Here is a 25,957-nt window from a genome sequence, read left to right as displayed (position 1 = left end):
CACACAACCGGGGCGAAGTAACCAACGAATACTCAAAGCTGCACGGCCGAGAACTCGGGAGACGAACGCATGTCTGTACTGACGCGGCTCGACTGGCTCTCGGAGGTGTTTCCGACGGTCCCGCTTCGGCTCGCGGTGTCCCTCGTCGCAGTCGGGCTCGTCTTCGCAGTCCTGCTCTCGTACCGGCGGCTACACGGGCGCGTGGCCGAGCGAACGCGACCGCTATATGCGGATGTCGTCTCGGTGGCAGTACTGATCGGGGCCTGTGCGGTCAGCGCCGGCGTTGTTCTGGGCGTCTGGGACCGCACCGACGAGGTCCGCCAGCTCTTCGTGGGGCTCGACCCGGGTGGCGACACCGTTCCGCGGGCGGTCTTTTCGTTCATCCTGCTCGTACTGACCGTCATCGTCACGCGGTTCGTCCGACGGATCATCGAGGAGGTGATGGACTCGACGGCCGCGGTCACCGAACACCAGCGCCAGATCACCCATCGACTCTCGCAGGTGATCATCTGGACCGTCGCGCTGGTCGTCATCCTCGGTATCTGGATCGAGGATCTGGGCAGCCTGCTCGTCGGGGCCGGCTTCCTCGGGATCGTGCTGGGCATGGCGGCCCGCCAGACCCTCGGGACGATGCTGTCGGGGTTCGTCCTGATGTTCGCCCGACCGTTCGAGATCGGCGACTGGATCGAGGTCGAAGGCGACGAGGGAATCGTTACCGACATCTCGATCGTCAACACTCGCGTCCGGTCGTTCGACGGCGAGTACATCATGATCCCCAACGACGTCATCGCCTCGAGCATGGTGACGAACCGCTCGAAGCGGGGCCGCCTGCGGATCGAGGTCGAGGTCGGCGTCGACTACGGGACCGACGTCGACCGGGCCGCGTCGCTCGCCGAGTCGGCGATCGGGGACGTCGACGAGGTGCTGACCGCGCCGTCGCCGCAGGTGGTCGGGAAGTCCTTCGGCGACTCGGCGGTGATCCTCGGCGTGCGCTTTTGGATCGACAAGCCGAGCGCCAGACGCTACTGGGAGGCCCGGACCGCCGCGATCGACGCGGTCAAGCGAGCCTTCGAGGACGAGGGGATCAAGATCCCGTTCCCGCAGCGGGAACTCTCGGGCCGCGCCGAGACCGGCGGGTTCCGGATCGCCGACGACGCCGACCGTGAACGGAGCGAGGAACACCGTATGCAAACACCGGAGGAACGATAGATGGGACTCGAGGAGCAACGCGACGTCGAAACGGACGTCTACCAACCGGCCGAGGACTCGCAACTGCTCGCCGACGCAGTCTGTGAGCGACTCGAGGGGGCCGAGCGCGTCCTCGAGGTCGGCACCGGCTCGGGCTTCGTCGCCGGGCGGATCGCCGACGAGACCGACGCCCGCGTGATCGCGTCGGACCTGAACCCCCACGCCGTCCGGCAGGCCCGGGGTGAGGGCGTCGAGGCGGTGCGTGCGGATCTGGTCTCGCCGTTCCGCGACGGCAGTTTCGACGCGGTCGCGTTCAACCCGCCCTACCTGCCGACCGACCCGAAAAACGAGTGGGACGACTGGATGGAACACGCCCTCTCCGGCGGCGAGGACGGCCGGGCGGTCATCGATCCGTTTCTCGAGGCGGTCGGGCGGGTCCTCGCACCCGACGGCAGCGTCTACCTGCTCGTGAGCAGCCTCACTGGGGTCGACGAGGTGGTCGAGGAGGCCGGCGAACAGGGTTTCAGCGCCGTCGCCGTCGCCGACGAGTCGTTCCCCTTCGAGACGCTGACGGTACTGAAGCTATTTCGGTAACTTCCTCGGATTCTGCCCTCATGATGGCTGTTAACACGATCCACTGACTCGGAGACCGACCGGTCCGAAACCCGCAAGAATTACTACAGTGTATTAGAATGGATGGAAAATATTAAGCGTCGGTATAGCCTAGTCGGGGCTACGATGACTGAGTACGTTTCGACCACGCCGGGGCTGTATCCGCTCCCGGACTGGGCGAAAGACGACCTCTCGGATCTCAAGGGACACCAGAAACACGACCTCATCAGCGGCGACGAAGGTGAGGAAATCACCGCGACCTACGAGGAGGCCCGCGAGGAGGTCGTCGGCGTCCAGACCGAGGCCGGTCTCGATCGGATCGTCGAGGGCCAACTGCGCTGGGACGACATGCTCGCGCACCCGCTGGCCGTCGCCGACGCCGTCGAGACCCGCGGGATCGTCCGCTACTACGACAACAACAACTTCTACCGGGAGCCGGTCGTCACCGACGACCTCGAGCCCACCGGCGACGTCGCCGCGGAACTCGAGGCCGCGTCCGAGTTGATCGACGGTGAGGACCTGCAGGCCGTCCTCCCCGGCCCGTACTCGCTGTTCGATCTCGCGACGGACGAACGCTACGGCGACGACGCCGAGTTCCTCGGCGCGATCGCCGAGTTCCTCGCGGGCGAGGTCGAGGCCTTCCCCGCGGTCGAGACGCTGTTCCTGCTCGAGCCCTCGCTGGTCGAGTCCGCGCCCGCCGACGGGCTGGACGAACGCGCCAGCGAGGCGATCGACCGGGTCGCGAGCGCGACCGACGCAGAGGTCGTCGTCCAGCCCTACTGGGGCGCCGTAGAGGAGAAGGTCTACGCGCACCTGCTCGACGCCGACGTCGACGCGGTCGGCTTCGACTTCGTCGCGAACCAGGACGACAACGTCTACAACCTCCAGGAGTACGGCGCGACCGACGACGTCGCGCTCGGGCTCGCCGACGGCCAGAACACGCTCGTCGAGGACCCCGAAGCGATCCGTGACCGGGTCGAGTGGGTCGAGGGCCAGCTCGGGGTCACCGACTTCGAGACGGTCTACCTGACGACCAATACCGAGACGTTCTACCTGCCCTACCGCAAGTACGTGGAGAAACTCGAGGTCCTTGCCGAAGCCGCGGACCTCGCGGAGGTGACCGCAGCATGACCAACGAGAACAAAGACCAGTTCCGACCGGCCGATCACGACAACGACCACTTCCTGCTGACGACCGTCGTCGGCTCCTACCCCAAGCCCAAGTGGCTCAACCGGGCGAAGGACCTGTACGAGGACGAGGACAGCGACTTCGACGAGGACAACTGGCAGGAAGCCAAAGACGACGCCGCCCGCCTGATCACGGCCGAACACGAGCGCGCCGGCCTCGACGTCGTCGTCGACGGCGAAATGCGGCGCAACGAGATGGTCGAGTTCTTCGCCCACCGGATCGAGGGCTACGAGTTCAACGGCCCCGTCAAGGTCTGGGGCCACAACTACTTCGACAAGCCTTCCGTGGTCTCGGAGGTCGAGTACGACGACTCCTGGCTCGTCGACGAGTACGAGTTCACCGCCGATGCCACCGACCGACCGGTCAAGGTCCCGATCACGGGCCCCTACACGCTCGCGAACTGGTCATTTAACGAGGCCTACGAGGACGACGACGAACTCACCCTCGAGCTGGCCGACCTCGTCAACGAGGAGATCGAGAAGCTCGTCGACGCCGGTGCGCGCTACATCCAGATCGACGAGCCCGCGCTCGCGACGACACCGGACGACCACGCCATCGTCGGCGAGGCGCTGGAACACATCGTCGCGGACATCCCCGAGGAGGTCCGTATCGGGCTTCACGTCTGTTACGGCGACTACTCCCGGATCTACCCCGAGATCCTCGAGTTCCCCGTCGACGAGTTCGACCTCGAGCTGGCAAACGGCGACTACGAACAGCTGGACGTCTTCAAGGACCCCGAGTTCTCGAAGGACCTCGCGCTCGGCGTCACCGACGCCCACGTCGCCGAGGTCGAATCGGTCGAGCAGATCGAGGAAAACATCAAGAAAGGCCTCGAGGTCGTCCCGCCGGAACAGCTGGTCGTCTCGCCGGACTGCGGCGTGAAGCTGCTGCCACGTGACGTCGCCTACGGTAAGATGGCGAACATGGTGCAGGCGGCCCGCAACGTCGAAGAAGACCTCGACGAGGGCAACATCGATATCGAGCGCGGCGCGCCGACGCCGGCCGACGACTGACAACTCGGCCGAACCGCGCTCCTTCTGTTTCCGCCGTCTCTCGTCCAGTCGAGGCCACCGGCACGGATCTCCGAGCCCTCCGATCAGGGGAGATCGATACCGGTGAGCCCCTCACTGCTCCCGACGACGATCCTCCCGTCGCGGCGCACGACGATCCCGTAGCCGAACAGGGTCAGCTCGAAGACCACGTCATCGGCCCCTCCCCCGTCGCTCCTGAGCGGTTCCTCGACGGCGAAGGTGACCGACTCGATCCTCGGCGCGTCGTCCGCGATCGCCGCGAGCGTCGCGGGCGGAACGTCTCGAATCGCACCCTCGACGGTAAACGCGAGGACGTCGGGTCGCACGTCGGTCGCGTCGGGACCGTCGTCCGCCGACGGCTGGAGCGTCGCGATCCCGTCTGCGATATCGTCCGGGTCCGGCGTCGTGACGCCGACGTCGACGTCCTCGAGGCGAAGCGCCGCCGACGCCGTCAGATCGATCTCGACGGGATCACCCTCGGCCGACACGGCGACGCGAACGGGGTTCAACGTCGCGCCCTCGAACTGGGCGAGCAACGCCTCGGTCATCGTCAGTCTGCCCTGCAAGGTAAACTCGAGTCGGTCCGGCGGCTCCGTTTCGACGGTGTTCTCAGTCAATCGAACGCTTTCGTTGTCGGCGACCCGAACTGTGACACTCATTGGCCCCTCCTGACGGCCGGATACGTCCCCGACCGGGGAAACCGTATCGTGCGGTGCGGAAGTGATCCGGCCTCGCGACTGCCGATCCACGGCAAAGCGCTAACTATCGGGCCGATGAACGGCCGTCCATGACCCTCGAGGTCGGCGTCCTCGGCTATCGGTTCATGGGGAAAGCACACGCGAACGCGATGGCGCGGCTCCCGATGTTCTTCCCCGACGCACCGGCGATCGAACGCAGCGTGCTGGTCGGCCGCGACGAGGCGGCGCTGGAAGACGCCGCCGAACGGCTCGGCTTCGACTCGATCGCGACCGACTGGCGTGACGTCGTCGCCGACGTCGACGTCTTCTACAACCTCGGCCCGAACCACGTTCACGCCGAGCCGTCGATCGCCGCCCTCGAGGCCGGGACGCCGGTCTTCTGCGAGAAACCGCTCGCGCCGACGCTGGACGACGCCGAGGCGATGGCCGCGGCGGCCCGCGAAGCCGGCGACGACGTGCCCGCCGGCTGTGCCTTCAACTACCGGTTCGTCCCCGCGATCCAGTACGCCAAGACGTTGCTCGAGGCGGGCGACCTCGGCGAGATCCATCACGTTCGCGGGCGGTACTTACAGGACTGGCTGGTCGACCCCGACGCGCCGTGGTCGTGGCGCAACGACGAAGAAATGGCTGGGTCGGGCGCGCTGGGCGACCTCGGCGCACACACGGTCGATCTCCTGCGATACCTGGTCGGCGACGACGATCTCGCGGGCGCGATCGAACGGGTCAGCGGCCACTTGGAGACGTTCGTGGAGGAACGACCGGTCGAAGACGCCGGCGAGGGCGGGGATCCGGAGACCCGCCCCGTCACCGTCGACGACGCCTACACCGCCCAACTCGCGTTCGCGAACGGCGCGATGGGCACCCTCGAGGGGTCGCGCTTCGCGACGGGACACAAGAACGATCACACCATCGAGATCCACGGCTCGAGTGGGAGCCTGCGGTTCTCGCTCGAGCGGCTGAACGAACTCGAGGTCCTCCGGGCGGGCGACCGGGGCTACGAGACGATCCTCGTGACCGACGCGGACGACCCCTACGTCGACCACTGGTGGCCGCCGGGCCACGTGCTGGGCTGGGAACACACGTTCGTCCACGAGAACTACGAGTTCCTGAGCGCGGTCGCGGACGGCGAGTCGTTCGCGCCGAGTTTCGCGGACGGGCTGGCGGCCCAGCGGGTCCTCGACGCGATCGAACGCAGCGACCAGCGGGGGGAATGGGTCGCACTCGAGTGAGTTCGGCCGTGGTCATTTCCTCGAGCGGTTCGGTAGGCGGTCGGCCTCGAGAGAGGCAAGTTGTGTTTTGGGTCGGACCGCCACAGCCGACGTGCGGTGGCGCACGCTGTCGACTGCTCGAGTGAGAACGAGAGCAGTCGACGACACCGTGCGAGGGATGAGTGAACGCCGCCAGGCGTGAACGAATCGGTTGGGGAGGGTGTGGAGACTCCGTGCAGCCACGATAGCAGAACGACTCTCTTCTTCCCAACATCGCAGTCGATACGGACTTCCCTGCTATCGTGGCAACGGGGAATGACCACGTCCTCCCTAGCCGATTCGCTCTCACCTTTCAGTCGGTCGCTTATCCCTCACACAGAGTCGTGTCGCGGTTCGTTACTCACTCACCGCGACACAGCGCGCGTCACCGCACACCGTGTGGTCGGTTCGGCACGAGACGTCGCTCGCGGGCTTCGAAAACGGCAGTTCGAATCGTACGCCGACGAACTGCGTAACTCGAGCGGCCGACCGAGTTCGCAACGTATTCGCCGTGGCACCGCCTCTCACCGACCGATGGCGGCCTACGAGACGACGGTCGACGTCAGGACCGACGACCTCGGGCGCAGCGGCCACGTCAACAACTCGAAGTTCGTCGCTTACACCGACCTCGCGCGGGACCGCTACCTCGCGAGCCACGGCTACGGCCCCGACGAACTCGATCATCTGGTCGTCCGCCTCGAGGTCGAGTACGAGCGGGCGCTCGCGTCGCTGGACCCGGTTACCGTCGGAATCGACGTGACCGACGTCGGCGAGACGAGTGTCACCCTCGAGTACGAACTCCGGGACGCGGAGGGGGTCGTCGCGACGGTCACCACGGTGGCCGTCACGGTCGACGGGGACGGCCCGACGCCGATTCCGGACGCGCTGTGCGAGGGACTGAGTGCCGACCTCGAGGGAACGACCTGATACCGGCCACTGCGGGGCTCGATTGGTTTGTGGCCCGTCTCAGCGGTGACTATCGCTCTCGATCGTCCCGACCGTGTGGATCTCGTCGTAGCGGACACTGCCCGCGTTGAGCGACTGGCCGTCGATCTCGAGATAGCCCGGTTCGAACCCCGTCACGTCGCCGACGACGTCGGTCCCGTGGTCCTCGGTCCGTTCCTCGCTCCGGACCTCGATGGTGTCGCCGATCTCGAGGTGGTCCTGCACGAGGGCTTTGATGCGATCCGTGTCGGCGTCCGGGGGAATCGTCAGGTCGGTCATCGTCCGTCGAGACGCCGACGGCCACGCGGGTAGTCGTTACACCGGTATTCGCAACCTCGCTTGCGGCGTCCGGACGGCTGTCGTGGGTCGGACGACCGTTTTTGTACGTTCAGGCCGAACTCGCGCCAATGAAGACGATCAAGGACAGCGTCCACGACCACATCCGGATCGACGGCGTCGCCCGCGATCTGCTCGATACGCCGGCACTCCAACGGCTGCGACGCATCAGCCAACTGGGCACCGTCTCGCTCGTCTACCCCTCGGCCAACCACACCCGCTTCGAACACAGCCTCGGCGTCTATCACCTCGCCTGCGAGGCCCTCGAGCAACTCGGCGTCGAGGGCCGGGAGGCCCAGCGGGTTCACGCCGCCGCCATGCTCCACGACGTCGGTCACGGGCCATTTAGCCACAACCTCGAGTCGCTGACCCACCGTCGGACGGGCCGGTATCACGACGATGTCCACGACCTGCTGGCCAACGGGCGAGTCGGGGCGGTGTTGCGATCACACGGCTTAGCGCCCGATCGGGTCGCGGATCTGGTCGCCGGCGAGGGGCGATTCGGGCAACTCGTTTCCGGGGAACTCGACGTCGACCGGATGGACTATCTGGTACGGGACGCCCACCACACGGGGGTTCCCTACGGGACGATCGACCACGGCCGGCTGGTCCGGGAGCTGACCTTCGTCGACGGCGAACTCGTCCTCGCGGAAGGCAACGTCCAGACCGCCGAGAGCCTGTTGGTCGCCCGGGCGCTGATGAATCCGACCGTCTACAGCCACAGCGTCGCCCGCATCGGCAAGGCGATGCTTCGCCGGGCGGCCGAACGGTTGCTCGAGTCGCCCGAAACCGATGTCGATGCGACGACACTCCAGCGGATGGACGATCCGGATCTGCTCGTCGCGTTGCGCTCGTGTCCGGCGACGAGCGAGTTCTCCCGTCGTCTCGATCAGCGCGATTTGTTCAAGCGGGCGGTGTGGGCGGAGATGGACGACGTGCCCGGCGGAATCATCGAGGCCGATCACGGGACGATCCGAGAGTTCGAACGCGAGATCAGCGACCGGGCCGGTGTCGACCCGGAGCGGGTCATCCTCGACGTGCCGAGTCGCCCCTCGATGACCGAGTCCACCTCGCGGGTGATGGTCAACGGCGAGATCAGGCGATTGGACGAGCAGTCGCCGCTGGTCGCGGCCCTGCGGGCGTCTCAGTACTCCCAGTGGCGGCTCGGAGTGTACTCGCCGGCCGACCTGCGCGATCGAGTGGGTCGAGCCGCCGTCGACGTCCTCGGCCTCGACATCGACGGGGCCTTGGTCAGCGAGGTCCGGAACGGCGTGGACGCGACGCTGGACCAGTTCGTCGACTAGGGTCCCGCGGTCAGTACAGGTGTACGTACCGCTTATTTCGGCATCGCGCCGCAGCTCCTCGGCAATATGGTCCCCGCACTCACGAGGAGGTGACCGTCCGCTCGAACTCCTGAATTGCATCGTCGCTCCCCGCGACGATCACTTCGTCGTCGGCTTCAATGGTGGTCCGTTCGTCGGTACGGATAGTGCCGCCCCGTGAGACGCCGATCACGGTCCATCCACGCTCTGGATTACGACGGGTATCCCCCAATGAATCGCCAGTAAACGGCGCTGCGTCGGCTCGAATCAGGCGGATTTGGCTTGTCGGAGACATGACCCGTTCACCGTGAACCTCCGCTGCGACCAGTCGGGCGGACACTTGTTGGATGGAGAGAACGTAGTCAGCGCCCGCTCTAAATGCCGCCCTCGTCTTCTCGCTATCGGTCACACGGGCTAGGATCTCGATCTCGCTCGAGAGCGAGCGGGCGATGGCGATGGTCATCAGTGCGGTCGAATCGTTCCCGACGGTCACGACCAGGGCCGAAGCGTCGTCGATGCCGGCGTCGCGGAGCGTTTCCGGTTCGGTGACATCGCCGACGATATCGGGTCCCCGATCCTTCGATTCATCGACGGTCGTCACCGAGACGTCCGTCGGGAGCGCGTCGACGGCTGCGGTTCCGCCCTCACCGAAGCCGGCGACGATGAGCTTCGAGGGGGTTCGGATGCGCCGCGACCGAGCGCCCGCGATCTCGTCCGTGATTTCGTCGATCTCGCTCCTCAGTCCGGCGACGACTAACACGGTGTTGGGCGTGAGTTCGTCGTCGGGCGACGGCGGCAGGTGCAACTCGCCGTCGAACCACCCGGCGACCAGCGTCAGGTTCGGATGGTTCACGATCGGCGAGTCGCGCACTTTGACGCCGTGGAGCGGGCTATTTCGTCGGACGAGGATCTCGCGGACGTCGACCTCGTCGCCGTCGGTTCGATCGGGCACCGTGACTGGCGTCGTCGCTTTCTCCGCTAACCGCTGGCCGATCAGCGCGTGCGGGGCGATACTTCGGCTAACACCGACCTCCGCGAGTGCCGCCTTGCGGCGCGTCGACTCCGTGAAACTGATCACCCGCAGGTCCTCGTTGGCTTCCAGCGCCGTCAGGACGATGCTCGCGGTCTCGTCGCCGGCATCGGTGATGAGCAGCGACGCTCGCTCGATCGTCGCACGGTCGAGATCAGCGCGTTCCTCCGGATCACCCTGAATAGCCTGATAGCCATCGTCCGAGAGCCGCTTCGCTTCCTCCTCGTCGGACTCGATGAGAACGTAGTCGATATCGAGTTCCTCGAGTTCGTCGAGGAGCAACTCGGTATCGTGCTGGTACTCCGCGATGACGACGTGGTCGTTCTTGGTCGTGAGGCGGTCGGAGAGGTCCAGCGGCGTCCGCTCGAAGAGCGGGATGACCAGGACGCGCAGCGTGACGAACCCGATGATGACGCCGGTTAACTGGATCGACACCATCAGGACGTTCATCACCGGCGTCTCCCAGGGCGAATCCGCACCGTACCCGGTCGTCGTCATCGTCTCCACGACCGTGTTGAACGACCGGAAGATGGACTGCGGGCGATCCTCGAGCGCTTGCATTCCCCAGTTGTAGACGACCGTATAGAAGAGGACGACCGCGATGAGACCGACCACGAATAGCGCTAACAGTCGTTGCCGTTGCGTCAGATCGCGCGGATGCAGTCCGTCTATATCCCGAAGCTCGCGCATGTGCTGTCCACCAGTCACTCTCGATAGCGTCTCTGATCGATTAAGTGACCGGTTTTGCTGGGGCTGCCTGTTGGCACCGCGTATCGGCCCTCGAGCGCGAGCGCTGCGATGCCTGCAAACCCTCCCTGACAGCGTCGATACAATCACCGGCAGAGACGACTGTGATCGGTCGATCGGGACAGGCCATTTATTATCATGCCCTCGCTTTGATGACGTATGACCGTCTACGAGAGCGATCTTCCCGGCGTCGGGAAGAAATTCGAGATCGAACTCGATGACGGGGAGCGCCTCGTCATCGTGACACACAACACGGGGAAACGAGAGGTGTACCTGAAAGCGGACGCGGATGCAGACAGCGAGAAGGTGTTCGAGGCGTCGGATCGCCTGGCCCGGAAAATCGGCACGATTCTGGAGGGAGCGTACTTCCAGCCGGTGCAGGCCGAACAGGTGGAGACGATGCTCTCCGACGATACCTATCTCGAGTGGTACGGCGTCTCCGAGACCGCCGAGGTCGCCGGCCAGACCCTCGCTGAGGCGAACATCCGCGATGAGACCGGCGTCTCCGTCATCGCCATTCAGCGCGGCGAGGAGTTGATTTCGCCGCCGACGCCGGAGACGGTCCTCGAGGTCGATGACATGCTGGTCGTCATCGGCGACCGCGAGGACTGCGCCCAGTTCGAGGAACTGCTCGGAGCCGGGCTCGACGAGTGATCGCAACGAACCTTCCTGCACGAGGTGAGCGCTAGTGGCGACTGAAACGGCGCTCGTCGATGTCGGGATTCTCTTTACTGCGGTCGCCATCGCTGGCGTCCTCTCGAGTCGGATCAAGCAATCGGTGATCCCGTTTTATATTATCATTGGGGTGGTGCTGGGATCGAACGTACTGGGCGAACTCCCCGCGCTCGCCGGCAACGAGGTGGGTGTCGGTAGCATCGCCGTCACTGTTCCCGATGTGACAATCGGTGGCGTCGACCTCCTGGCCGCAGTCGGCGGACTCGCGCTCGGCGAAACCGACTTTATCGTCGTCGGTGCGGAGATCGGGATCGTCCTCCTCCTGTTCTTTCTCGGCCTCGAGTTCAATCTGAGCCGATTGATCGCGAGCAAAGATCGGATCGGCAAAGCGGGATCCGTCGATCTGGTCATCAACTTCGGTATCGGGTTGGTGTTCGGCTATCTCGTCTTCGGAAGCTTCCTCGCGGCCTTCCTGACGGCGGGCATCGTCTACATCTCCTCGAGCGCGATCATCACGAAGTCACTGATCGATCTGGGCTGGATCGCCAACGACGAGTCCGAACCGATGCTCGGCACGCTCGTCTACGAGGACCTGTTCATCGCGGTCTATCTGGCGATCGCGTCCGCACTGGTACTGGGCGGCGGTGACATCGGGGAAGCCGCGGGACAGATCGGGATCGCGGTCGCGGTCATCGTCGCTCTGCTCGCGCTGGTCACCTACGGCACCGGCTTTTTTCAGCGCTTTCTCGACGCCGACACGAACGAGTTCATCGTCATCCGCGCGCTCGGGGTCACGATCCTTGTGGCCGGCATTGCGTACGCGCTGGGAGTCAGCGAGGCCGTCGCCGCCTTCTTCGTCGGTATGGCCTTCTCCTCAACCGATCACGTCCACGACCTGGAGCAACTGCTCGAGCCGCTGCGAGACGCGTTCGCAGCAATCTTCTTCTTCTGGATCGGACTCGTCACCGATCCGGGACTGTTCACGCTTTCGATTCTCGGGATGATCGTCGCTGCGGTGCTCGTGACGACACCGACGAAGATTATCAGTGGCTACCTCAGTGGGCGGATCTACGGCCTCGACGACCGTCGGTCACTTCGGGTCGGCTTCGGGATGGCCACCCGCGGCGAGTTCTCACTGATCATCGCGAGTCTCGCTCTCTCCGGGGCCGGCAGCGGCATGGCAGCGGAGACCGCGCAGACGATCTACGCTTTTACGGTGGGTTACGTTCTGGTTATGAGCATTCTTGGCACCTCGCTCATGCAGTACTCGAACCGGATCGAACCCACCGCTGTCTCGCTATTCGAACGGGCCCGCAGCGGAACGGCACGACTAACCGATAGTTGAACGGTACGAACGAGCGACTCGAGCCATACCGTCTACTGTCGCCCGTCGGTCGCAACGATTGAAAAGACGGCCCACGAACGGCTCGGTATGGAACGAACGGGAACGATCCTCCGCGGCCGCGAGTTCGAGCCCGTCGAGGGGCGGGTCGTGATCGGCGATGACGGCCGCATCGAGGCCGTCGAGGAGACGGCAGTCGAGAGCGACGATATCATTCTGCCGGCCTTTGTCAACGCTCACACCCACATCGGCGACTCGATCGCCAAGGAGGCCGGTGGCGGCCTCTCGCTCGAGGAACTGGTCGCGCCGCCGGACGGGCTGAAACACCGACTCCTGCGGGCGGCCTCGCAGGACGAACTCGCCGCCGCGATGCGACGCTCGCTGGGGTTCATGCAGCGGGGCGGCACGGCGGCCTGTCTGGAGTTTCGCGAGGGCGGCGTCGAGGGGGTTCGGACGCTCGAGCGGGCAGTCGAGGGCCTTTCGATCGACGCGCTGTCGTTCGCGCGAGGGTCGATCGACGCGATGCATGCGGGCGATGGCTTCGGGGCCAGCGGGGCCAACGACGACAGCTTCGATCGGGAACGGACGGCGACCCGCAAGGCGGGCAAGCCCTTCGGCATCCACGCCGGCGAGGTCGATTCGAGCGACATCAATCCGGCCCTGGATCTCGATCCCGACTTTCTGGTCCATATGGTCCATCCCGAACCGGTCCACCTCGACCGGCTCGCGGACAGTGAGATTCCAGTGGTCGTCTGCCCGCGGTCGAACCTCGTCACCGACGTGGGGCTGTCGCCCTACGCGGAACTCAACGAACGGACGACACTCGCGCTGGGGACGGACAACGTGATGCTGAACTCGCCGTCGATGTTCCGTGAGATGGAATTTCTCGCGAAGCTGTCGGAGCTGCCTGCCCCCGAGATCCTCCGGATGGCGACGGTCAACGGGGCCGAGATCGCGGATCTGGAGTACGGTTTGGTCGAGCCCGGGCGGGAGGCCCGCCTGCTGGTGCTGGATGGCGACTCCGATAACCTCGCGGGCGCTCGCGATCCGGTTCGAGCCGTGGTCCGGCGGGCCGGCGTCGACGACGTGCGAGAGGTTCTCTACGGTACGGGCGCGACCGCGGCCGGCGACGGCGACCGCTGAGGGACGGTCAGTCCAGCCGTTCCGACGTCTCGGCGTGTTCCGACGCGAGTTCGACGTACCGGTCGGCCGTCGCCTGCAGGTGGGCGTCCTCGATCTCGGTCTTCGGCTCCGCGGGGGTGCCGGCGACCAGCGTGGACTCGGGGATCTCGGTGCCCTCGGTGACGACGCTGCCGGCGGCGACGACCGATCCCTCGCCGACGTGGGCACCGTCCAAGACGACCGCGTTCATGCCGACCAGCGCGCGCTCGGCGACGGTCGCGGCGTGGACGATGGCGCTGTGGCCGACCGTCGAGTACGGCGCGAGTTCGGCGTCCTCGTGGAGGACGGCGTTGTCCTGGACGTTCGCCCCCTCGCCGACGACGATCCGGCCGTGATCCCCGCGGATCGTAACGTTCGGCCAGACGCTCGCCTCTTCCTCGATGACGACGTCGCCGATGACGACCGCCGCGTCGTCGACGTACGCGGAGTCGGCGACCTGCGGTTCGGTCCCGTCGAACGATCGTAACATGGCCGTTCCTGTCTCGAGGACGGTCTTCAACCTGCCCATCCCGACTCGCATGCACGTCGTCGACTCGAGCGATCGGTTCCGGGCGTTCAGCGCCGTAAGGGGGACGATGCTGCCGACTCGCTGGATTCGTTCGTCGCGAGGCCCAATACGTTTTGGCAGTAGGGCTAATGCCGAGACTTCCCAACGTGGGGATGGCGACACGCCATCGTCGCACCGACGGCCGCGTGTCGCCTGTCATCCCCCCGAACCCACCCGCGGTTCGGTACTTCCCCTTTCCGTTTCGTCCCCTCCACTCACCCGTCCGCTGGCGCTACTCGTCGGGCAACCGCTCGGAGAGTCGGTCGAACCGCTCCCGGGCGGACTCCCGACGCGCCCCTTCCGCGTCCGCTCGGTAGGTCGCCTCGAGCAGCGTTCCGTCCGTCTCGACTCGAACGTCGAAGACGGCCCCCTCGTGGCGGCCCTCGGCCGGCAGGGCCTCGACGCCGACGACGAGTTCGTCGACGACTGTCGGCCGTCTGGCCTCCGTTCTGTCCCTGGGTACCTCGCCAGGCACGTTCTCGGCCGCCCCGTCGTCGTCACCATCGTCCTCGAGCAACAGCACCGCTTGCTCCCCGTCGACGATGCGGTCGAGGACCCCGGTGTAGGGTTCGCTCATCGGGGGAGCGTACGGGCGGGAGTGCTATCAAACGAGGGTCGGACCTTGTCGGCGCGCGGGCGCTCGCCTCCGTTCGGTTCTGTCGCGAGCGACGACTGCGCATCGGCTTTCCGCTCGAGCAGCGCTTCGGGATCGGTCGGCCCCTCGCGTTCGGTCGCAACGTCGATCTCACTGCCGTCGGTCGCGAGAACGACGGTCCCGTGGACGCCGGTCCAGTAGGTCTCGACGCCACGGTCGGCAAAGGCCGCCAGCACCTCGTCGTGGGGGTGGCCGTACCGCGAGTCGAGCGGGCTCGAGACGACGGCCACCTCGGGGGCGACCGCGTCGAGGAACGGATCGGTCGAAGCGGTCGAGGAGCCGTGGTGGCCCGCCTGGTAGGCGTCGGCGGCGAGGTCGTCGCCGCGTGTTTCGACCAGTCGGCGTTCGGCCTGCTCGTCGATGTCACCGGTTGTCAGGTAGGAAAAATCACCGTACTCGAGCGCGAGGACGACGCTGTTGGCGTCGGTGTCGTCACCGGTCCCGTCTTCGGGCGGGTTCAGGACGGTCGCCTCGAGGCCGTCGCTCTCGAGCGGGAGGGTATCGCCCGCCGCGACCTCGTACAGCGTCACGTCGTGGGCCTCGATCGCGTCGAGATACGCGTCGTAGGTGGCGGTCGTGTGCGGGACGCCGGAGTCGTAGACCGCGCCGACGCCCTCGCCGTTCGTCTCGAGGTACTCGATGACGGCGGGGTGGCCGCCGATGTGGTCGGCGTGACCGTGGGTCGTGACCAGGTGGTCGATCCGGTCGATGTCGTGGGCTTCGAGGTAGTCGACGACCGTCGCACCGTCGTCGCGGTAGTCACCGGTGTCGATCAGGATCGTCTCGTTCGACGGCGTGATCACGAGCGTCGAATCGGCCTGCCCGACGTCGATGTGGTGGATCTCGAGGTCGCCGCCGGATTCGGCTGCCGCGGTCCCGTTGCCGTCGTCCACGCCACCGAATCCGCCACAACCGGCGAGGACGAGCAGTCCCGCGACCACGACGACCGTGCTGGTTCGACCCATTCGTATCGTGACGGACGGCCGCGGGGACAATGTGCGTTCGGACCTCTCCGATCACGGAACTGCTTGGACGGCTGACCGGAACGGGCAAGCGCCTACGGGGGCAAAACGGGAGTGGCGGCCGTGGAGCCGGACTGTCCTCAGAACGCGTCGCCCTCGAAGCTCGTCTCCGCGTGCAGCCCGTCTTTGAGCGCGTCGTGGACCTTGCAGAGTTCGAAGGCCCGCTCGAGGATCTCCTCGCCGGTGTCGTCGTCGACGTCGGCCGCGACGCGGATATCGAAGCTGATCGACTCGAGTTTGTCGTCGTCGTTGAGTTCGCCGTCGATGTCGATCTCGATCCGGCCGAGATCGTCGGCCCCGCGCTGTTGGCCGCCGACCCGCAACGCCGGTACGTAACAGGAGCCGTAGGCCGCAAGCAGCGTCTCGAGCGTTCCCGGGGCGTCCTCGCCGTTGGCGTCGATGGTCGTCTCGAAGTCGCGGATCTCGTTGGTCGCGCTGTACCCCTCGTCGGAAACGGTGGTGACCTGCTTCGCCATAGCACTCGAGTCGTCTACGAGCGATGGTGTAAACGTTTGGTCGTTGGCTCCGTGAGTCGGAATCGCGGCGTCTGGCCTGCACCTGCAGCGTGGTTCGACTTGCCGGTCGCGGGCCAACGTCCGCGGACGAACGATGGTGTCTCTCGACAGACGGTCGATCAACAGGCTCAGCGTCCTCTCGACGCTGATCGACAGCGCGCTGGAGTTTCGACGGGGGCGGCCGAAGAGCGGACTCCTGCTTCTCGGCGCCGCCGCGCTCTCCGCACGGCTCCCGGGCATCGGAACGGGCGCGTCGCTGGCCCTTCGAGCAATACGGCGGCTCCGCTAGCGGGTGATTCGATGGTCGATGTCACCGGTCACCTCGCGATGGCGCTGTTGTTCGCTGCCCCAGCGTGGCTCGTCTGGGGTCGCCGAGCGGCGCTTGTGTTCGCCGGCTTCACGCTGGTGACGGCCATGCTCCCGGACACCGATCTCGTCTTGCAGGGCGTTCTTCCGATCAGCCATCACGGCGTGACCCATACCGTGCTGTTCGTGGCGCTGAGTAGCGTCCTCGTCGGCACGGTCGCGGCCCGCTATCTCACCGACTGGTTCAACGCTACCCGCTGGATCCGAAGCACCGACATCGGGAGCGAGGCGGTCTTCGTGTTCGCGACAGCGGGGCTGCTTACCGGCGGTATCAGCCATCTGTTTGCCGATGTCCTCTCCGCGCCGGACATCGCGCCTCCGCTCTCGCCGTTCTGGCCGGTCTATTCCGACCCGGTGATCGTCGACGTCATCTACTACGACTCGCCAGTGTGGAACTTCGGCCTGTTCGGCGTCGCCGTTGCCCTCCACTTGCTGCTCGTCCGGGACGATCGGTATCCGCTCGAGACGCGCTACCGAATCGGAAGCACCGAGCCGTCCGCTACCGGTACTGACGACTGATTGCTCGGTCGGGCCAAGAAAAGGCGATCGCGGGTCGCATCGACCGACTCGCTCGTCGCGGCCCTCCGCTCAGCCCTCGAGTTCGAACGGCTCGTCGGCCTCGATCGTGTGGACCTCGGCGTCGCTACCGGTGCCCGTGACTTCGCTGGCGAAGTCGTCGGGGTCCTGTTCGATCGGCGGGAAGGTGTCGTAGTGCTGCGGGAAGGCGTGGTCGACGTCGAGCCAGTCGACGGCGACGGCGGCCTGCATCGGTCCCATCGTGAAGTGGTCGCCGATCGGGACGATCGCCGCGTCGGGCTCGAGATAGGGGCCGATGACGTCTTTCATCTCGCTCATCAGGCTGGTGTCACCGGCGTTGTAGATCGTCGTCGACTCCCCGTCTTCGACCTGCGTGGGCTTCGTGTCCGAAATGACGAAGCCGGCGGGCATGCCGGCGCTCATATCGTTCTCGGTCATGATCCCGTTGGTGTGGTCAGCACGGGTCATGGTGACGTAGGCGTCGCCACACTCGACGGTGCCGCCGAGGTTCATCCCCATCCCGCCGACGGCGTCCTCGAAGCCGAACTCGTCCTCGCAGTAGGAGACGAGTTCCGGCGTCGCGACCAGCGTCGCATCCGAGAACTCGCCCGCGTGAGCGATGTGGTCGGCGTGGCCGTGCGTCAACAGCACGTAATCCGGCGTATCGACGTCCGCCGGCTCCAGATCCGTCTTCGGGTTGTCGAAGAACGGATCGATCAGCAGCTCCGTCTCCCCCACGGTGACGTGCCACGTCGAGTGGCCGTGCCAGGTAAGTTCCATAGCATCCGCCCGATTCGGGCGAATGTAACTTAAAAGTGGGCGAGGCGGACGACTCCTCGAGCTGACGGCGTCGGCGATGTCGCGGTCAACGGGTACCTGACCCACCATCGGGGACCGTCGGCCCGCCGTCCCCGAAGTGGACGATCACCATAATTTATGCCTCAGCTCTTGCTACGCCAGCAAGCCGCAGGCGAACTGACACACCACGCATGCGGCGGTGGTCCCCGTGCCCGGCCCTGACAGGTCGTTGCGGGGATCACTGGCTTTCGGCAACTGCCGGTCGACCGGCGATGCCGTGGCGTTTTTTAGCTCCGGTCCGTACGGCGACTATGCTCGCGCTTACGCTCGAGGAGTTCATGGTGGAGTTGAACGACGGTGCGATCAAGAACGTCGGTCCCAACAACAAGGCGGCGACGGCCAAGCTGTTCGACGTCGAGTCGGCCGAAGCGCGGGAGTTCGGCGACAAGCGCGTCAAGCTGGTCTTCGAGGACGAGGACGACAACGAGATCCAGATCTCGCTGTTCCCGGAGGACGTTCGCGACCTCGTCGAGGACATCGAGGCCCTCGAGGAGGAGTCGCCGGTTTTCGACTGAGATCGGGGTCACGGACGGGGTTCGGCTGGCGAACGCATTCCGACAACCGTTTTAGGGCGAAACTGCTTGGTCCGAGTAGATGGGTAACTGTATCATCTGCGGCACACCCGTTGACGGCGAGATCTGCGAGAGCCACGAGGAGGACGCCGTGTTCGAATTCCGCGGCACCGCCGCCTCACAGCTCACCCCCGGTCGGTACTACCGGGGTACCGTCGATGGGTACGCCGACTTCGGTGTCTTCGTCGACATCGGAGATCACGTCACCGGACTGTTGCATAGAAGCGAACTCGACCAGCGACTCGAGAGTCTCGACTGGGAACCGGGCGACGACGTCTTCGTTCAGGTCCTCGACGTTCGGGACAACGGCAACGTCGACCTCGGCTGGTCGATCCGCCAGCGCGAACGCGAGTTCCGTGGCAAACTGATCGAAACCGAGGACGACGAGTTCCAACCCGACGACCTCGAGGACGATGCCGACGCCGAGAACGGCGACGACGGCGCGACCGAGTCGTCGACCGACGACTCCGACGCCGCCGAGGAGACAGAAGCGACGACGACCGACGACCGCGCCGCGAAGGCCGGCGAGTTGCAAGCCGCCGCCGAGGAGACCGAAACCGAAGCCGAAACGGTCGACGAGCAGCCCGCGGCCGCCGAGGCCGCCGGCGCTGTCACGAGCAGCGGCTCGGTCGCGACCGAGTCCGCCGCCGCCTCGACCCCGGCCACCGACGACGCGGCCGACGCCGAACCCGAGGCCGAGGACGAACCCGCGCTCAAGCGGACGACCGTCGAGGCCATCGAGAACCAGGTCGGTAGCGTCGTCCGCCTCGAGGGCGAAATCACCGGCGTTCGACAGACGAGCGGTCCGACGGTGTTCGAACTGACGGACGAAACCGGCAGCGTCGAGTGTGCGGCCTTTGAGGAGGCCGGCGTTCGCGCGTACCCCAACGTCGAGATCGACGACGTCGTCGCCCTCGAGGGCGAGGTCGAACACCACCACGGCGATCTGCAGGTCGAGACCGAATCCCTCGACGTTCTCGAAGACGACGACCGCGAGCGCGTCGTCGACCGCCTCGAGACGGCGATCGAACGCGAGGCCCGTCCGGCCGACGTCGCGCCGCTTGCCGACCACGAGGCCGTCGCGGCCGTCGAGGACGGCGTTGCCGACGCGGCGACCGCGATCCGACGTGCCGTCATGGAGGCGCGGCCGATCGTCGTCCGCCACGGTGCGACCGCCGACGGCTACGTCGCCGGTGCAGCGATCGAACGCGCCGTCCTCCCGCTGATCCGGGAGAAACACACCCGCGACGACGCCCAGTATCACTACTTCGAGCGCCGCCCGCTCGACGGCCGCGTCTACGACATGGACGCCGCCACGGGCGATGTCACCTCGATGCTCGAGGCCCGCGACCGCCACGGCGAGCAGCTGCCCTTGGTCGTACTGGTCGACGCCGGCTCGACCGTCGAATCCGTCGACGGCTACGACCTGCTCTCGCTGTACGACGCCGACTCGCTCGTGATCGACGACAGCCGAGCCGACCAAGAGGTCACCGACGCCGTCGACCTCGCCGTCGCGCCCTCGCTCGCCGGCGTCGATGTCTCGGACGTGACCTCGACGGCACTGGCGGCCAACGTCGCCGCCCACGTCAACGACGACGTCCGGGCCGACCTCGAACACCTCCCCGCGGTCAGCTACTGGGAGGACGCCCCCGAGGCCTACCTCGAACTCGCCCGCGAGGCCGGCTACGACGAGACCGGCATCTCCGAGCGCCGCGAGGCCGTCGCCTTGCAGGCCTACTACCAGTCCTACAAGGACAAGCGCGAACTCATCATCGACCTGCTGTTCGGCGACGGGGACACCGAGCGCCCCCGCGACGGCGACCTCGCCGCCCACGTCTCCGAACAGTTCCGCGACAAACTCGAGACCGAACTCGAGACGGCCCGCGAGAACCTCTCCGTGCGGGGCGTCGACGGGGTCACCGTCTCCGTCCTCGACACCGACGCCTTCACGCATCGGTACAACTTCCCGACCACGATCCTGCTGCTGGACGCGCTCCACCGCAGCGAACGCGATCGTGCCGACCCGCCGGTCGTCACGCTCGGCGTCGGCGACGACGAACTCCACGTCCGCGCGACCGAATCGGTCGACGTTCGCGAACTCGGCGACGCCATCGCCGAGGCAGTTCCCAACGGCGGCGTCACCGTCGTCGGCGGTCAGGACGGCCACGTCGAGTTCCTGCCCGGCGAACGCGATGCGGTTCGTGAGGCCGCGCTCGAGGCGCTCGGCGAGACGCTCGCGTAAGCCCCGTTCTTCCTCCGTCGTCCGCTCGATCCGCGAGCGGCGGCGCTGTGGTGGTCGGAACTCGAACCGGGACCGCGATCACTAACGCGTTCCGTCCGACGACTCGCACGTGCAGTCGGCTCGCGCGGACGCCGCGTCGAACCGCTCCCCGCGCGTCACCGCGTCCGCCTCTCGGTCGAAGCGGACGAGACCGTCGGCCGCCAGTTCGGGGAGTACGACGTGGTGGAACTCGTAGACGAGCGTGACGTAGGCGTCGCAGTCGAGGCGTTCGTCGGGGCGGAGAATCGGCGTGGCCTCGAGCGAGCCGTCGTCCGCGAGCGCGGCCAGCACTCGGTCCCGCTGGGCTCGCAACGCGGTCGCGAGGTCCGTACCGCGTTCTGCCGTTCGGCTATCGGGTCCCACTCGAGACACCCGTGGTCCCGTCCGGGGCGTTCGCCGCCGGCTGCTTCCCTTGAGGATCGATCTCGATCGCGCCAGCGCCGGACACCGTCACCTCGAACCCCTCGTAGGGGAACGAAATCCGAGCCGGCTCCGCGTCGTCGACCGACCCCGGAAAGAGGGAATCGAGCGCGGCCGTCTCGACGGCGGTGTGGAGCGGCTCCAGATCGACCGGAGTAGTGCTGCTCGCGACCGCGACCGCTGCGACGACGGCGAGACTCGCCCGATCGCGGGTCCGATCGTACGTCGCCCGGAACAGCCCCGCGTCGGGATCGAACTCCACGGCGTGCATCGAGTCGACGATCTCGAGGGCATCGATCGAGCCTGCTGGCGTATTCATTACCTGTAAAAGGGTATCGACGGGGATGACGGTGGGTTTTGCTCGAGCAACATGCATTTAAGTCGGTCGGACTCACTCCGTTATCAGCGAACTCGCGACGAGTCGCCGCAGCCCGCGTTGCAGCCGCGAGGACACCGCTTGCCGGCTGATGTCGAGTTCGTCGGCGAGATCGGCCTGCGTGGCCTTCCGCGGCGAGTCGAAGTAGCCCCGGGAGTAGGCCAGTACCAGCGCGGTCCGCTGGCCCTCGGTGAGATCGTACTCTCCGTCCGACTCGAGCGGCGAGAGCGCGTGTAGTTGCGCGAGCCGAACCGGGATCTCGTTCGCACGGCAGTACGACTGGAACTCGGCGACCGACGCTTGGTCGGCGCTTCTGACTTCGAACGTCCAGTTCTCGCTGTCGCCGAACCCCGAGAGGAGCGTCACGTCGGTCTCGACGAGTCCGGTGAGGACGCTCGCGTAGTCCAGGTTCCAGTCGATGCGGACGAACAGTTGCGCCTCCAATCGGTCGATTATTTTGAACGCCTCGATCCCCTCGTCCTCGCTCAGATCGGCCGTCAGCTCGTCGATCCCGGCCGCGGAAATCCAGAAGTAGGGAACGACGGCGTTGTCCGTCGGGACGACTCGGTCCAGTTCGATGGTCGCGTCGGGGAACGCCTCGAAGACGGCGGTCAACGGGAACTCGGTCCGGTCGATGGTGAACGACGCCTCGATAGCCATACTCGTGAGAGGTGCCGACACACCGTGAACGATCGGGTTGCGGTGCCGTCGGACCGTCGATCGGTGCCGCCTCGCGACGCTCGGTGATCCCTCGGACCACCAACGTATTTCCCCTCCACGCCGAATGCACACGCATGAGCGGACCCGAGGGAATCGGCCGCGAACCGGCCGGCGACGATCCGTGGACCCGACTCCGCGAGAACGCCACGGGGATCGTCTCGCTGCTCGTGACGGCGATCTGGATGGGGGCGATGTTCACCGGGCAGGACTGGTGGCTCGCGGCGTTGCTCGTCGGTTATATCGCCGTCGTCCCGGTCGTCGCGATCCTGTTCGGCGACGAGGATGACATCGAGGAGTGGGCCGACGAGTTCCGTTCGTCGGCGGAGACCGAACGACCCGAGTCGACGACCGACACCGCGACGGACTCGCGTGACGCCCTCGAGACGCTGCGCGAGCGCTACGCCGCGGGTGAGTTGAGCGACGAGCAGTTCGAGCGCAAACTCGAGCGTCTGCTGGATACGGAGTCGCTCGAGGACGCCCGGGAGTGGACACGAGAGCGCGACCGGACCGGCGACGGGGTTCCTGAACGGGACCTCGAGTACGACCGGTGACGGGGGAGACGGACGGCTGACAGTCGCTTTCGGTCCGTCCGCGACGTCCTGCGATCGTACTGGGGACCCGTTCTAACGGTCCGGCTCAGTCGTCGGTCGGTTCGGCCTCGTCCGTTCGCTCGGCGCGGTCGGGGCGTTCGACGGCGTCGGGATCGGGCCAGGTGACGCTCCCGAGGAACGGGACGCCGATCTGTTCTGCGGCCCGGGCGATCATGTGGGTGCCCGTCGGCACCGTCAGGAACAGGAAGCCGATGCCGATGAGGGCGGTCAGTCCCTCCGAGCCGGGGCCGAACTCGACGAAGCCGGCCAGGAAGATCGCGGCGGTGCCAAGCGTCGTGGGCTTGCTCGTGGCGTGCATCCGGTTGTAGACGTTGGGCAGGCGAAGCAGCCCGATCGTCCCGACGGTCAGGAAGAAGACCCCGATGGCGATCAGGCCGACGACGACGGCGGTGTGGATCATTCGATCACCTCCCCGTCGGTGACGAACTTGGCGACGGCAACGGTCGCGATGAAGCCGATGATCGCCAGTACGAGGCTCACCGTGATGAAGAGGCCCCGACCGGTCAGCAGCGCGAAGAGGACGGCAATCGCGATGACGTTGGTCGCGATGGCATCGAGCGCGACCACTCGATCCGGGTTCGTCGGCCCGCGGATCACCCGGTAGCCACAGGCGACACAGAGGCCACTGACGACCACGAGCGCGGCCCGGATCGCCGTCTCGAGGACGGCGGGATCGCTTTCAGTCATCGCCGACACCTCCCCGTTGGCGGTCCGCCGTACTGTCTCTTTCCCCGCCGGAGACGACGATCGGCCGCGGCTCGTCGTCGGGCGAGGCGTCCTCGGCGAATATCTCGAGGGCGTAGTCCTCCCAGGTACGGATCGGTTCGGCGATGGCCTCGGGGTTCCGGCCGTTGACGCCGTGGACGTACAGGGCGTTGGTCTCGTCGTCGTAGTCTAGGGTCACCGTGCCGGGCGTGATCGTGATACTGTTGGCGATGACCGTGACCGCGACGTCGGACTCGACACGCAGCGGTACCAGGATCACCTCGGGCTCGATCGGCATGCCCGGTGAGAGGACGCGGTAGGCGACGTCGACGTTCGCCCACAGGAGTTCCCGCGTGAACGCCCCCAGATAGAGCCCGGCGTAGGGGAGCGCACGAACCCCGCGGCCGAGATCGAGTCGCCGACCGTAGAGCCGGCGGAACACGTACGCGATCGGCAATCCGACGATCAGTCCCGAGAGGAAGCCCCGAAGCAGCGAGATCGGCGTCAGCGGCTGGCCGACGACGAACACCCACAGGACGGCGAAGACGACGCCGACGACCGGCCAGGTGCGAACCCGCATTAGTGATCACCCCCGCTCGAGCCGCCGAGGTCGCTCGCTTTCTGCGGGTCGACCGCGTCGACGTAGGTATCCGTGTCGAGGGCGGCCTCCGCGGCCGTTTCCGCGAACTCGTAGACGGGATCGAAGCCGACCCCGACCACGACGATCGTGGCCGCAAGGACCATGAGGACGCCCACTTCGACGGGATCGATCGTCGCCGCGTCGACGGCGTCGGTTCGAGCGCCCCAGAAGCTCCGGTTCCACATGCGAGTCGCGTACGCGATCGTCAACAGTGAGCCGACGAGCAGGAGGACGAGAACGGGGCCGGCCCCCGCCCGCGCCGCGGCGTCGAAGACGAGGAACTTACCGAAAAAGCCCGACAGCGGCGGAATGCCGACGAGCGCGAGCGAGGCGATAAAGACCGCGATGGCAAGCGGTGGCGACCGGCCCGCCAGCCCGCCCAGATCGGCGAAGCGGCTCGTCCCCGTCGCCGAGCGAACCGTTCCGACTGCGAGGAAGAGCAGTCCCTTCGCCAGCGTGTGATTCAAGGCAAACACCAACGCGGCGATAATCGCGAACTCGCGAAGCGTCGGGTCGACCGTCGACGCCGCGATCGCGACCGGAACGGCGATGAATCCGACCTGGCCGATGCTCGAGTAGGCGAACACGCCCTCCATGGTGTCGCGGCCGACGGCCCCGATGCCGCCCACGAGGATGCTGCCGGCGCCCATGACGAGCAGCGCCGCACCGACGAACGGCAGCGGCGAGTCGCCGGCGATCGCGGCGTCGACGACCGGCAGCGGGAGGTCGACGGCGACCTCGGCACCGGCGAAGACGGTAAAGGAAAGCCGGATGATCGCGTAGATGCCGACCTTCTTGGTCGCGCCGGCGAGCAGGGCGGTGATCTGGGGCGGTGCGGCCCGGTAGGCCGTCGGGATCCAGAACTGGAAGGGGACCAGCCCGGCCTTGATCGCGAACACCGACAGGAGCATGCCGAGCAGGCCGACGACGGGAACGGGCTCGAGGCCGTAGGCTGCCGGCTCGGCGAGCCGTTGGGCGAGATCCGCCATGTTGAGCGTGCCGGTCGTCGCGTAGATCCCGCCGACGCCGAGCAGGAAGACGGCGCTTGCAAGCAGATTGAGCGCGACGTACCAGAACGCGGCGCGGGTGTGTTGGGGGCCGCCGCTGTAGGCAACGAAGACGTAGCTGGCCATCAGCATGACCTCGAACCAGACGAAGAGGTTGAAGAGGTCGCCGGTGAGGAACGCTCCCGTCACGCCCAGCGCGAGGAAATGAAAGAGCGGGAAGTAGTAACTACGGCCCTCCCCGCCGGGGAGGTGTCTGGTCGAGTAGACCAGCGATCCGATGCCGAGGACGGCGACCATCGTCAGCATGAACGCCGAGAGGCCGTCCGCGACCAGCGTGATCCCGAAGGGGGCCGGCCAGTCGCCGACCTGGTAGGTCGCGATCCCCGGCGCCGACGGCGCGAGGACGATATACCAGTCGATCGCCGCCACCGCGAGCCCGTAGCCCGCGCCGGCTGCGAGACTCACGGCCGCTCGAGCCCGGGGGTGGCGGCCGAGAAACAGCGTCGCGGCGGCCGCGACCAGTACGATCAGCATCGGCGCGATCACGAGCTGTGACTCGGTTCCGACCGGCGTCGCGGTCAT

General features: G+C 66.5%; 30 protein-coding genes. 15 read left to right on the top strand and 15 right to left on the bottom strand.

What is annotated here, in order from left to right; all coding sequences use genetic code 11:
• Positions 1-69 precede the first annotated feature (69 nt).
• The 4 genes from ACSBP4_RS04750 (at position 70) to ACSBP4_RS04735 (ending at position 4,001) form a co-directional block, all read left to right on the top strand.
• The gene (locus ACSBP4_RS04750) at positions 70-1,209 is read left to right on the top strand and encodes a mechanosensitive ion channel family protein (protein ID WP_435551508.1); all 1,140 of its coding nucleotides are present in this window, start codon (positions 70-72) and stop codon (positions 1,207-1,209) included.
• Positions 1,210-1,782 carry a HemK2/MTQ2 family protein methyltransferase gene (locus tag ACSBP4_RS04745; protein ID WP_435551507.1) on the top strand — a complete coding sequence of 191 codons (573 nt, stop codon included), beginning with the start codon at positions 1,210-1,212 and terminating at the stop codon, positions 1,780-1,782.
• 144 nt (positions 1,783-1,926) lie between these two features.
• On the top strand, positions 1,927-2,931 hold the full coding sequence (locus ACSBP4_RS04740; RefSeq protein ID WP_435551506.1) for a 5-methyltetrahydropteroyltriglutamate--homocysteine methyltransferase: 1,005 nt from the start codon (positions 1,927-1,929) through the stop codon (positions 2,929-2,931).
• Positions 2,928-4,001, top strand: coding sequence for a methionine synthase (locus ACSBP4_RS04735; protein ID WP_006650465.1), 1,074 nt, complete (start codon positions 2,928-2,930; stop codon positions 3,999-4,001). Before ACSBP4_RS04740 ends, ACSBP4_RS04735 begins: the two co-directional genes overlap by 4 nt.
• An 83-nt stretch (positions 4,002-4,084) precedes the next feature.
• Here ACSBP4_RS04735 and ACSBP4_RS04730 read toward each other — a convergent pair whose 3' ends face one another.
• Positions 4,085-4,678 carry a hypothetical protein gene (locus ACSBP4_RS04730; protein WP_435551505.1) on the bottom strand — a complete coding sequence of 198 codons (594 nt, stop codon included), beginning with the start codon at positions 4,676-4,678 and terminating at the stop codon, positions 4,085-4,087.
• A 128-nt stretch (positions 4,679-4,806) separates the two neighbouring features.
• Here ACSBP4_RS04730 and ACSBP4_RS04725 point away from each other — a divergent pair, with 128 nt between their 5' ends.
• Positions 4,807-5,946 (top strand): Gfo/Idh/MocA family protein, encoded by a 1,140-nt coding sequence (locus tag ACSBP4_RS04725; protein ID WP_435551504.1) that lies wholly within the window; start codon positions 4,807-4,809, stop codon positions 5,944-5,946.
• Between the two features lie 552 nt (positions 5,947-6,498).
• Positions 6,499-6,891 (top strand): acyl-CoA thioesterase, encoded by a 393-nt coding sequence (locus ACSBP4_RS04720; RefSeq protein WP_435551503.1) that lies wholly within the window; start codon positions 6,499-6,501, stop codon positions 6,889-6,891.
• Between the two features lie 39 nt (positions 6,892-6,930).
• On the opposite strand, the gene ACSBP4_RS04715 is transcribed toward ACSBP4_RS04720, so the two are convergent.
• The gene (locus tag ACSBP4_RS04715; RefSeq protein ID WP_435551502.1) at positions 6,931-7,188 is read right to left on the bottom strand and encodes a hypothetical protein; all 258 of its coding nucleotides are present in this window, start codon (positions 7,186-7,188) and stop codon (positions 6,931-6,933) included.
• 128 nt (positions 7,189-7,316) lie between these two features.
• Here ACSBP4_RS04715 and ACSBP4_RS04710 point away from each other — a divergent pair, with 128 nt between their 5' ends.
• Positions 7,317-8,549 (top strand): HD domain-containing protein, encoded by a 1,233-nt coding sequence (locus ACSBP4_RS04710; protein ID WP_435551501.1) that lies wholly within the window; start codon positions 7,317-7,319, stop codon positions 8,547-8,549.
• A 79-nt stretch (positions 8,550-8,628) separates the two neighbouring features.
• Here ACSBP4_RS04710 and ACSBP4_RS04705 read toward each other — a convergent pair whose 3' ends face one another.
• Entirely contained in the window at positions 8,629-10,287 is a 1,659-nt protein-coding gene (locus ACSBP4_RS04705) for a potassium channel family protein (RefSeq protein ID WP_435551500.1), read from the bottom strand.
• 216 nt (positions 10,288-10,503) lie between these two features.
• Here ACSBP4_RS04705 and ACSBP4_RS04700 point away from each other — a divergent pair, with 216 nt between their 5' ends.
• The 3 genes from ACSBP4_RS04700 (at position 10,504) to ACSBP4_RS04690 (ending at position 13,504) form a co-directional block, all read left to right on the top strand.
• The gene (locus ACSBP4_RS04700) at positions 10,504-10,998 is read left to right on the top strand and encodes a cation:proton antiporter regulatory subunit (RefSeq protein ID WP_435551499.1); all 495 of its coding nucleotides are present in this window, start codon (positions 10,504-10,506) and stop codon (positions 10,996-10,998) included.
• 34 nt (positions 10,999-11,032) lie between these two features.
• Positions 11,033-12,364, top strand: a complete 1,332-nt coding sequence (locus ACSBP4_RS04695) for a cation:proton antiporter (RefSeq protein WP_435551498.1) — start codon at positions 11,033-11,035, stop codon at positions 12,362-12,364.
• 87 nt (positions 12,365-12,451) lie between these two features.
• A complete protein-coding gene (locus tag ACSBP4_RS04690) occupies positions 12,452-13,504 on the top strand; it encodes an amidohydrolase family protein (protein WP_435551497.1) in 1,053 nt (350 codons plus the stop codon).
• Between the two features lie 7 nt (positions 13,505-13,511).
• On the opposite strand, the gene ACSBP4_RS04685 is transcribed toward ACSBP4_RS04690, so the two are convergent.
• The 4 genes from ACSBP4_RS04685 to ACSBP4_RS04670 form a co-directional block, all read right to left on the bottom strand.
• On the bottom strand, positions 13,512-14,012 hold the full coding sequence (locus ACSBP4_RS04685) for a gamma carbonic anhydrase family protein (protein ID WP_049804830.1): 501 nt from the start codon (positions 14,010-14,012) through the stop codon (positions 13,512-13,514).
• A 310-nt stretch (positions 14,013-14,322) separates the two neighbouring features.
• Positions 14,323-14,667: a DUF3006 domain-containing protein gene (locus ACSBP4_RS04680; RefSeq protein ID WP_435551496.1), complete on the bottom strand. Its 345-nt coding sequence runs from the start codon at positions 14,665-14,667 to the stop codon at positions 14,323-14,325.
• Complete coding sequence (locus ACSBP4_RS04675; protein WP_435551495.1) at positions 14,664-15,710, bottom strand: ComEC/Rec2 family competence protein; 1,047 nt, start codon at positions 15,708-15,710, stop codon at positions 14,664-14,666. The genes ACSBP4_RS04680 and ACSBP4_RS04675 overlap by 4 nt, the downstream gene beginning before the upstream one ends.
• A gap of 137 nt (positions 15,711-15,847) precedes the next feature.
• A complete protein-coding gene (locus tag ACSBP4_RS04670; RefSeq protein ID WP_006650478.1) occupies positions 15,848-16,243 on the bottom strand; it encodes an OsmC family protein in 396 nt (131 codons plus the stop codon).
• A 133-nt stretch (positions 16,244-16,376) separates the two neighbouring features.
• Here ACSBP4_RS04670 and ACSBP4_RS04665 point away from each other — a divergent pair, with 133 nt between their 5' ends.
• Positions 16,377-16,571, top strand: coding sequence for a hypothetical protein (locus ACSBP4_RS04665; protein ID WP_006650479.1), 195 nt, complete (start codon positions 16,377-16,379; stop codon positions 16,569-16,571).
• An 11-nt stretch (positions 16,572-16,582) separates the two neighbouring features.
• Positions 16,583-17,167, top strand: coding sequence for a metal-dependent hydrolase (locus ACSBP4_RS04660; RefSeq protein WP_435551494.1), 585 nt, complete (start codon positions 16,583-16,585; stop codon positions 17,165-17,167).
• A 69-nt stretch (positions 17,168-17,236) separates the two neighbouring features.
• Here ACSBP4_RS04660 and ACSBP4_RS04655 read toward each other — a convergent pair whose 3' ends face one another.
• The gene (locus ACSBP4_RS04655; protein ID WP_049966445.1) at positions 17,237-17,965 is read right to left on the bottom strand and encodes a metal-dependent hydrolase; all 729 of its coding nucleotides are present in this window, start codon (positions 17,963-17,965) and stop codon (positions 17,237-17,239) included.
• Positions 17,966-18,294: 329 nt separating this feature from the next.
• Here ACSBP4_RS04655 and ACSBP4_RS04650 point away from each other — a divergent pair, with 329 nt between their 5' ends.
• Entirely contained in the window at positions 18,295-18,558 is a 264-nt protein-coding gene (locus ACSBP4_RS04650; RefSeq protein WP_435551493.1) for a hypothetical protein, read from the top strand.
• A 79-nt stretch (positions 18,559-18,637) separates the two neighbouring features.
• Positions 18,638-20,857 (top strand): DHH family phosphoesterase, encoded by a 2,220-nt coding sequence (locus tag ACSBP4_RS04645; RefSeq protein ID WP_435551492.1) that lies wholly within the window; start codon positions 18,638-18,640, stop codon positions 20,855-20,857.
• Positions 20,858-20,938: 81 nt separating this feature from the next.
• Here ACSBP4_RS04645 and ACSBP4_RS04640 read toward each other — a convergent pair whose 3' ends face one another.
• From ACSBP4_RS04640 to ACSBP4_RS04630, 3 genes are all read right to left on the bottom strand, one after another.
• The gene (locus tag ACSBP4_RS04640; protein ID WP_435551491.1) at positions 20,939-21,259 is read right to left on the bottom strand and encodes a hypothetical protein; all 321 of its coding nucleotides are present in this window, start codon (positions 21,257-21,259) and stop codon (positions 20,939-20,941) included.
• Positions 21,246-21,635, bottom strand: a complete 390-nt coding sequence (locus ACSBP4_RS04635) for a HalOD1 output domain-containing protein (protein WP_233274361.1) — start codon at positions 21,633-21,635, stop codon at positions 21,246-21,248. The genes ACSBP4_RS04640 and ACSBP4_RS04635 overlap by 14 nt, the downstream gene beginning before the upstream one ends.
• Before the next feature lie 72 nt (positions 21,636-21,707).
• Complete coding sequence (locus tag ACSBP4_RS04630) at positions 21,708-22,352, bottom strand: helix-turn-helix domain-containing protein (RefSeq protein ID WP_435551490.1); 645 nt, start codon at positions 22,350-22,352, stop codon at positions 21,708-21,710.
• Positions 22,353-22,486: 134 nt separating this feature from the next.
• Here ACSBP4_RS04630 and ACSBP4_RS04625 point away from each other — a divergent pair, with 134 nt between their 5' ends.
• A complete protein-coding gene (locus ACSBP4_RS04625; protein WP_435551489.1) occupies positions 22,487-22,963 on the top strand; it encodes an SHOCT domain-containing protein in 477 nt (158 codons plus the stop codon).
• Positions 22,964-23,048: 85 nt separating this feature from the next.
• Here ACSBP4_RS04625 and mnhG read toward each other — a convergent pair whose 3' ends face one another.
• The 4 genes from mnhG to ACSBP4_RS04605 are packed head-to-tail and all read right to left on the bottom strand — an operon-like array spanning position 23,049 to position 25,957.
• Complete coding sequence (gene mnhG / locus ACSBP4_RS04620; protein WP_049966450.1) at positions 23,049-23,423, bottom strand: monovalent cation/H(+) antiporter subunit G; 375 nt, start codon at positions 23,421-23,423, stop codon at positions 23,049-23,051.
• Positions 23,420-23,710 (bottom strand): monovalent cation/H+ antiporter complex subunit F, encoded by a 291-nt coding sequence (locus ACSBP4_RS04615; protein WP_006179456.1) that lies wholly within the window; start codon positions 23,708-23,710, stop codon positions 23,420-23,422. The genes mnhG and ACSBP4_RS04615 overlap by 4 nt, the downstream gene beginning before the upstream one ends.
• Complete coding sequence (locus ACSBP4_RS04610; RefSeq protein WP_006179454.1) at positions 23,703-24,308, bottom strand: Na+/H+ antiporter subunit E; 606 nt, start codon at positions 24,306-24,308, stop codon at positions 23,703-23,705. Before ACSBP4_RS04610 ends, ACSBP4_RS04615 begins: the two co-directional genes overlap by 8 nt.
• The gene (locus tag ACSBP4_RS04605) at positions 24,308-25,957 is read right to left on the bottom strand and encodes a complex I subunit 5 family protein (protein WP_435551535.1); all 1,650 of its coding nucleotides are present in this window, start codon (positions 25,955-25,957) and stop codon (positions 24,308-24,310) included. Before ACSBP4_RS04605 ends, ACSBP4_RS04610 begins: the two co-directional genes overlap by 1 nt.

It is taken from the genome of Natrinema sp. CGMCC1.2065 (genome assembly GCF_051225675.1).
In the GTDB taxonomy this organism is placed as follows: Archaea; Halobacteriota; Halobacteria; order Halobacteriales; family Natrialbaceae; genus Natrinema; species Natrinema thermotolerans.
Note: the sequence above shows the minus strand (reverse complement) of the source record. Positions and strands in the feature narration are given on the sequence as shown.